7 protein-coding genes are annotated in these 7371 nt (G+C 73.1%); 4 read left to right on the top strand and 3 right to left on the bottom strand.

Annotated elements, in window-relative coordinates; translation table 11 throughout:
* On the bottom strand, nt 1-467 hold a 467-nt coding region (locus tag AB0K37_RS39005), incomplete at its 3' end, for an MFS transporter (protein WP_363990386.1).
* A gap of 107 nt (nt 468-574) precedes the next feature.
* On the opposite strand from AB0K37_RS39005, the gene AB0K37_RS39000 reads away from it, so the two are divergent.
* Together AB0K37_RS39000 and AB0K37_RS38995 are read left to right on the top strand one after the other, a co-directional pair.
* Entirely contained in the window at nt 575-1189 is a 615-nt protein-coding gene (locus AB0K37_RS39000; RefSeq protein ID WP_363990383.1) for a TetR/AcrR family transcriptional regulator, read from the top strand.
* A 69-nt stretch (nt 1190-1258) separates the two neighbouring features.
* Nucleotides 1259-2500: a lipase gene (locus tag AB0K37_RS38995; protein WP_363990381.1), complete on the top strand. Its 1242-nt coding sequence runs from the start codon at nt 1259-1261 to the stop codon at nt 2498-2500.
* Here the strand turns inward: AB0K37_RS38995 and AB0K37_RS38990 are convergent.
* The gene (locus AB0K37_RS38990; protein WP_363990378.1) at nt 2490-3551 is read right to left on the bottom strand and encodes a mechanosensitive ion channel family protein; all 1062 of its coding nucleotides are present in this window, start codon (nt 3549-3551) and stop codon (nt 2490-2492) included. The two genes, AB0K37_RS38995 and AB0K37_RS38990, sit on opposite strands and share 11 nt — an antisense overlap.
* A gap of 168 nt (nt 3552-3719) precedes the next feature.
* On the opposite strand from AB0K37_RS38990, the gene AB0K37_RS38985 reads away from it, so the two are divergent.
* Complete coding sequence (locus tag AB0K37_RS38985; RefSeq protein WP_363990375.1) at nt 3720-5360, top strand: CocE/NonD family hydrolase; 1641 nt, start codon at nt 3720-3722, stop codon at nt 5358-5360.
* An 18-nt stretch (nt 5361-5378) separates the two neighbouring features.
* Here the strand turns inward: AB0K37_RS38985 and AB0K37_RS38980 are convergent, their stop codons facing one another.
* On the bottom strand, nt 5379-5834 hold the full coding sequence (locus AB0K37_RS38980) for a peroxiredoxin (protein ID WP_363990372.1): 456 nt from the start codon (nt 5832-5834) through the stop codon (nt 5379-5381).
* A 224-nt stretch (nt 5835-6058) separates the two neighbouring features.
* Between AB0K37_RS38980 and AB0K37_RS38975 the strand changes: the two genes are divergently transcribed.
* On the top strand, nt 6059-7371 hold a 1313-nt coding region (locus AB0K37_RS38975; RefSeq protein WP_363990369.1), incomplete at its 3' end, for a glycosyltransferase.

Below are 7371 nucleotides of genomic sequence, written 5' to 3'. Positions count from 1 at the left end.
AGCGCGCGGCCCCGGGCGGCGCCCTCGAAGTTCGTGGCGATCAGCGCCAGGGCGCGCGGCGCGGCGACGGCGGCGCCGACGCCCTGGGCGGCGCGGGCGGCCAGCAGCCACCAGCCCGCGTCCGCGAACCCGCCGGCCAGCGACGCGGCGGTGAACAGCACGATCCCGGCGGTGAAGGCGCGGCGGCGCCCGAACACGTCCCCGGCGCGCCCGCCGAGCAGGAGCAGGCCGCCGAATGCGAGCATGTAGGAGTTCTGGATCCAGGCGAGGCCCCCGGTGGTCAGGCCGAGGCCCTCACGGACGTCCGGGAGCGCGATGGTGACGACGGAGGTGTCCAGGCCGATCATGAGCTGGCAGCCGACGATGACGGCGAGGACGGTTCCTGCACGATGATGGAGGGGCGGCGCGGCCGCGCCGGGAGGTGTCGACTCCCGGGTCGCGGCCGTCCGCCCGCTGGCTGCGGTCAAGGCGAACCTTCCCAGAAATAAGGAACGGCGAAGTACACTATGTGGGGAACGTACCACCGATGCACGCAAAAGAGAACGCTAGCGTTCACTAATTTCGGGATCGTGTCGTGACCCGTACCGACTCCGGCGCCCCCGCCGACCCGGGGCCCGCGGCCACCCGCCGCCGCGGCGGCGACCTGGAGGCCGCGATCTTCGACGCCGTGTTCGCCCAGCTGGAGGCCGTCGGCTACCGCGGGCTGACCATGGAGGGCGTCGCCAACGGCGCCCGCACCGGCAAGGCCGCCCTCTACCGGCGCTGGCGGTCCAAGAACGAGCTGATCACCGACGCGCTCAAGCACGTCCTGCCCGAGCCGCCGACCGCGCCGCGGACGGGGTCGGTGCGCGAGGACATGCTGCAGATCCTGCGCTGCCTGCGCGACACGCTCATCGCCTGCCGCGGGGCGGCGTTCCGGATGCTGAAGGAGGAGAGCGAGGAGGGCGTCGGCCTCATCCACGACGTCGTGCGCGACCGGCTCTCCAAGCCCGTCCGCGACCTGCTCTACGAGGCGCTGCGCGAGGCCGCCGCGCGCGGGGAGATCCGGCCGCAGGCCGCCACCCGGCAGATCGCGAACGTGGGCCCGGCGGTGATGGTGTACGGCAACCTCACCGAGGGCGGCCCGATCACCGACGACGACCTGGCGTCGATCGTCGACGAGGTCCTCATGCCGATCGTGCGCCCCTGACGAAGGTCGGGGTGCGCGGCGGCCGTTCGACCATGATCGGAAGCGGGCCGCGGCCGGGAGGCTGGGGCGATGCGATCATCCATGCCCCGCCGCCTGCTCGCGGCCGCGGCCGTCCTGCCCCTCGCCCTGTCCGCGTGCGGCACCTCCGCCCACGCGACGAAGACCGCCGCCACCGCGCCCGCCACGTTCGGCCTGCCCCGCCCGACGGGCCCGCACCAGGCCGTCGGGACGACCGAGCTTCACCTCGTGGACGCCGGGCGCGCCGACCCGTGGGTGCCCGGCCGGACGCGCGAGCTCATGGTCGGCGTCTGGTATCCGGCCACCGGGGCCTCCGGTCCGAAGGCGCCGTACCTGCGTCCGGGAGTCGCCAAGGCGCTCTCGGAGGTCGACGCGCTCGGCGTGTTCAAAGCCGGGACGGTCGACTGGGCGGGCACCCGGACCCACGCCGCCGAGGGCGCCCCCGCGGACGCCCGGCGCCCGCGGCCCGTCGTCCTGTACTCCCCCGGGTTCGGCGTCCCGCGCGCGCTCGGCACCACCATCGCCGAGGAGCTGGCCAGCCGCGGGTACGTGGTGGTGACCGTCGACCACACCTACGAGACGGCCCCCGTGGAGTTCCCCGGCGGGCGCGTCGAGCTCCAGCGCATGCCCACGCAGGGGCCGGAGCGGCTGAAGACCGGGCTGGACGCGCGCGTGAAGGACGCCCGCCTCGTCCTCGACCGGCTCGCCGCGCTCCAGGCCGGCCGCAACCCCGACGCCGAGGGGCGGGCGCTGCCCAGCGGCCTCGGACGGTCGCTCGACCTGTCCCGGGTCGGCATGGTCGGGCACTCCGCGGGCGGGATCGAGGCGGCCGAGGCCATGCGCACCGACCCGCGGGTGGACGCGGGCATCGACATGGACGGCACCATGCAGTACGCGGAGAACGACTTCGTGCGGGTCGCCGAGACCGGGCTCGACCGCCCGTTCATGCTGATGGGGGCCGCCACGGGCGGTTCCCCGCAGACGCACCTGACGACCCCGTCGTGGACGTCGTTCTGGAACCGCTCGACCGGGTGGAAGCGCGACCTGAACGTTCCCGCCGCGAGCCACTACTCCTACACCGACGTCCAGGCGATCCTCCCGGCGCTGGACGGGGAGCTCCACATCCCCGCCGAGCACCGCACCGCCCTCGTCGGGACGGTCGACCCCGAACGGATGACGGCCTCGGTGCGGGCCTACGTCACCGCGTTCTTCGACCGGGCGCTGCTCGGACGGCACCGCCCGGTCCTCGACCGCCCGTCGCCCCGCCACCCCGACGTCCGGTTCATCCGCTGACCAGGCCGTGCACGCCCTCGCCGTCGGGCAGGATGATCTGGCGGCGGGGGTAGGGCATCTCGATGCCCTCCTTGGCGAAGCGGCGGTGCAGCCGCTTGACGAACTCGTGCTTCAGGCGGAACTGGTCGCCGAACTCGTCGGTCCGCAGGATCACGGTGAAGCCGATGGAGGAGTCGCCGAAGGTGTGGAAGCGCACCAGCGTCTCGCTGTCCTTCACCCCGCCCTGCACCTCGTTCATGACCTCCTGGCCGACCTCGACGACCACGCTCTCGACGCGTTCCAGGTCACTCTCGTAGGCCACGCGCGCCTGGATCAGCAGCGACATGTCCTCGGCGGGGCGGTGGTAGTTGGTGAGGATCGTGTCGGAGAACCGCTGGTTCGGGATGACCTCGATGTTGTCCGACAGCGTGCGGATGGAGGTGTTGCGCCAGTTGATGTCGACGACGTACCCCTCCTGGCCGCTGCTGAGCTTGATGTAGTCGCCGGGCTCGATCGTCTTGGACGCCAGGACGTGCACGCCCGCGAAGAGGTTGGCCAGCGTGTCCTGGAGGGCGAGGGCGACCGCGAGACCGCCGACGCCGAGGGCGCCGAGCAGCGGCGAGATCGAGATCCCGAGGCTCTGCAGCATCACCAGGACGCCGACGCCGATCACCAGCACCCGGGTGATGTTCGCGAAGATCGTCACATTGCCGGCGACGCCCTGCCGGACCATCGCGATCGAGGTGACCGAGCCCGCGATCAGGCGGGCCATGGCCAGCGAGACGATGAGGATGGCGGCGGCCGTGAGCGCCTTGGCGATCACGGCGAGCGTGCCGTCCGGCAGGTGCAGCGCCCTGGCCGCGCCCCACAGGCCGAGCAGCACCGAGACGGGCACCGCCAGGTCCTTGATCAGGCGGGCGGCCAGGTCGTCCCATGTCCACCGGGTGTCGCCCGCCCGCCTGAACAGCCGGCCGGTGAGCAGCCGCAGGACCACCGCGATCGCGACCGCGGCCACCAGCACGGCGGCGGCCCCCACAACCCGATGCCAGCTCAGATCGCCCAGGTCAGCCATGACGCTGAAGATTCCTCCTCTGTCCGGGAAGGCACGGCGCCGCCCGTTTGAAATATCCCTTTTGCGTGTTACGAGTCCCTGATCGTAGTGAAGACCGGAGGCACTGCGAGGCACATCACGGCACATCTGGCTCCGGGGACCGGGGACCTGCCGGTTACGATCGATCGAGTGGTAGGCGTGGGAATGATGCGCCGGCTCGGGGTCACGGCGCTGGGATTGCGGAACGGCCCCCACCGGGTGACGGTCGAACGCGACCTGGAGGTGCCGGCCGCCGACGGCGTGACGCTGCTGGCCGACCGGTACTCGCCCGCCGGCGTCGAGAAGGCGCCGACGGTGCTGGTCCGCTCGCCCTACGGGCGGCGCGGGCCGTTCGGCCTCATGTGCGGGCAGGGGTTCGCCTCGCACGGGTTCCAGGCCGTGGTGCAGAGCGTGCGCGGCGGCTTCGGGTCCGGCGGCGTCTTCGAGGCGCTGGACGAGCGGGAGGACGGCCTGGCCACCATCGAGTGGCTGACCTCGCAGCCGTGGTTCGGCGGCACGTTCGCCATGCACGGCCCGAGCTACCTCGGCTACGTCCAGTGGGCCGTCGCCGCCGAGGCCGGACCCGAGCTGAAGGCGCTGTCGATGCAGGTCACGGCGTCCACCTTCCGGGACGCCGTCAACGTCGGCGGCACCTTCGCGCTGGAGTCGGCGCTCATCTGGGTCGACCTGACCGCGCGGATGAAGAACTCCCTGTCGGGCATCACGACCGGCATCATGTCGCCGCGCCGCGCCCGCCGCGCCACCCTGTCGGGACGCCCGCTGGCCGAGCTCGACCGGCTCGCGACCGGCGAGCAGCAGCGCTTCTTCCAGGACCTGCTCGTCAACGGCCCCGACACGCCGTTCTGGGACAAGCGCGACTTCAGCACCACCGTCTCCCATGTCACCGCGCCGGTGAACATGACGGGCGGGTGGTACGACATCTTCCTGCCCTGGCAGATGAAGGACTACGCGGCGCTGCGCGCCGCCGGACGGCGCCCCTACCTGACGATCGGCCCCTGGTTCCACGCCGACCAGCGCATGATGCGCGGCTCGGTCGCCGACGCGATCGCGTGGTTTCGCGCCCACCTGCTGGACGACCCGTCCGGCCTGCGCTCGCAGCCCGTCCGCCTCTTCGTCACCGGCGCGGAGGAGTGGCGCGAGTTCCCCGACTGGCCAGTCCCCGGCATGCGCGAGGAGCGCTGGCACCTGCACCCGGCGGGCGCCCTGTCCCCCGACGAGCCGCCGGAGTCCGATCCCGACGCCTACCGCTACGACCCGAACCACCCCACGCCGTTCCTCGGCGGCCCCACCCTGCTCGGCGAGACGCACCCCTCCACCGACCAGAAGCGCCTGGAGCGCCGCCGGGACGTGCTGACCTACACCTCGGGCGTCCTGGACGAGGACATGGAGGTCATCGGCCCGGTCACCGCCGACCTGCACGTCCGCTCGAACCGCGAGCACACCGACTTCGTCGTGCGGCTCTGCGACGTCACCCCCGAGGGCGAGTCCCTCAACCTGTGCGAGGGCATGCGCCGCCTCGTCCCCGGCACCCCCGAGCCCGGGCCCGACGGGGTCCGCCGCGTCGCCGTCGAGCTCTGGCCGGTCGGCCACCGCTTCCGCCGCGGGCACCGCGTCCGCGTGCAGGTGGCCAGCGGCGCCTACCCCCGCGTCGCCCGCAACCCCGGCACCGGCGCCCCGATCGGCACCGCCACCGAGATGCTCACCGCCGACCAGGAGATCTTCCACGCCCCCGGGCACCCCTCCTCGATCACCCTGCCGATCGTCCGCTGACCGGCGGGGCGGCGGGGGTCAGCCGCGGCGGGCCCTGAGGGCCTCCAGGGCCCTGTCGGCGTGGACGTTCATGCGGACCTCGCTCTTGACGACCGCGAGGACGCGGCGGTCGGTGTCGATGACGAAGGTCTGGCGCCTGGTCGGCATGAGGGCCACGGAGCGCTTGACGCCGAAGCGCGCCCGGACCTCTCCGGACGGGTCGGACAGCAGCGGGTAGCCGAGCGAGTGCTTGTCGGCGAACTCCTTCTGCCTGCCGACCGGGTCGGCGCTGATGCCCACCGGCCGGGCGCCCGCCTCCGCGAGCTCGGCGACCACGTCGCGGAAGTGGCAGGCCTCGGCGGTGCAGCCGGGGGTCATGGCCGCCGGGTAGAAGAACAGGACCACCGGGCCCTCGGCCAGCAGGCCGCTCAGGGTGCGCGGTTCGCCCGTCTCGTCCGGGAGTTCGAAGTCGTCGACGACGTCACCGGGTCTCATGGGTCGAACCTAGCCGAGGGCAGGGCCCGGGCCCCGCGCGGTGCGTCATCCGTATCCGTCGCAGAAGTTTCGCCGCAGGTGAGCGCCGTGCGGACGGTCTCGGTGGCAGGTATTCCGATTCGTCAGGTTTGACGGAGAGGGGGGAGGGATAGGAAACTGACCGAGCAGGTGTCTACGACGCAGATACCTCCGAGCTTCCCCTGTGTAGTCCCGGAGGATCCGTCATGCATCGCCCGCTTCACATCGCTCTGGTGTCCGCCTCCGACCTTGACGGCGAGCACCTGCAGTCAGTCCACGTCCGGGATCTCGCCCGCTCCCTCACCCGTCCGCTGGTCGCCGACGGTGAGCCGAACCAGGTCACGGTCTACACGCGCCGCCAGGACCGGTCCGCCCGCGGCCGGGTCCGGCTCGCGCCGGGCGCCGCCCTGGTGAACCTGGACGCCGGGCCCGCCCGCCCGCTGTCGGACGACGAGCTGCTCCAGCACCTGCGCGACTTCGCCGACGGCCTGCGCCGCCGCTGGTCCGGATCGGCGCGCCCCGACATCGTGCACGCGCACGGCTGGATCGGCGGCCTGGCCGCCTGCGCCGTCGCCCGCGAGCTCGGCATCCCCTTCGTGCAGAGCTACCACGGCGTGGCCGCCGTCGAGCGGCAGGCCGGACGCCAGGTCCACCCGCACCGCGACCGCCTGGAGAAGGCCATCGGGCGCGACGCCGACCTGGTGCTGGCCGGGCACGCCGAGGAGGCCACCGCGGTCGTGCGGACGGGCGTCCCGCGGCCCTCGGTCGCGATCGTCCCCTACGGCGTGGACTCCGAGCACTTCTCCCAGGTCGGCCCGGCGATGCCGCACGGCGACCGGTCCCGCCTGGTGATGGTCAGCGAGGACCTCGGCGCCGACGTCGAGACCGCGCTGCGCGCCCTGGTGCACGTCCCCGACGCCGAGCTGGCCGTCGCCGGCGGCCCGGAGCGCGAGGAGCTGGAGCACGACTCGGCCGTCCACCGGCTGCGGCTGCTGGCCAAGGAGCTGCACGTCGCCGACCGGGTCATCTTCCTCGGGCGGCTGCCCCGCAAGACCCTGCCGAAGCTGCTGCGGACCGCGAGCCTCGCGCTCTGCCTGGCCCCGCACCAGCCGTCCCCGACGGCGCCGCTGGAGGCCATGGCCTGCGGCGTCCCGGTGGTGGCGACCCCGGTCGGCGGCAACGCCGACGAGGTCCTGGACCACATCACCGGCATCCACGTCCCGGCGGGACGTCCCGTCGTGATCGGGCGGGCGATCCGGCAGCTGCTGTCGGAGGACACCACCCTGCACGGCTACTCGATCGCCGCCGGCGACCGCGCCCGCTCCCGCTACTCCCTGGAGCGGATCGCCGCCGAGACGCTGCGCGCGTACCTGAAGGTGCTGCCCGTCCCCGAGCCCGAGCCGGCGGCGGAGGAGGACGAGGCCGAGCGCGAGACCGGCAAGGCCCCTCACCGTGCTCGCCTGGATCTGCGTGCTCGCGACCCCCGAGTACGGCCGGTGCCTCACCTACGGGGAGCAGT

Source organism: Actinomadura sp. NPDC049753 (assembly GCF_040674655.1).
Taxonomy (GTDB): domain Bacteria; phylum Actinomycetota; class Actinomycetes; order Streptosporangiales; family Streptosporangiaceae; genus Spirillospora; species Spirillospora verrucosospora.
This window is presented reverse-complemented; position numbering and strand designations above follow the sequence as displayed.

Coding starts and splice junctions, on each gene's coding strand:
- AB0K37_RS38995 (WP_363990381.1), top strand. CDS start 1,259: ATGCGATCATCCATGCCCCGCCGCCTGCTCGCGGCCGCGGCCGTCCTG.
- AB0K37_RS38990 (WP_363990378.1), bottom strand. CDS start 3,551: ATGGCTGACCTGGGCGATCTGAGCTGGCATCGGGTTGTGGGGGCCGCC.
- AB0K37_RS38980 (WP_363990372.1), bottom strand. CDS start 5,834: ATGAGACCCGGTGACGTCGTCGACGACTTCGAACTCCCGGACGAGACG.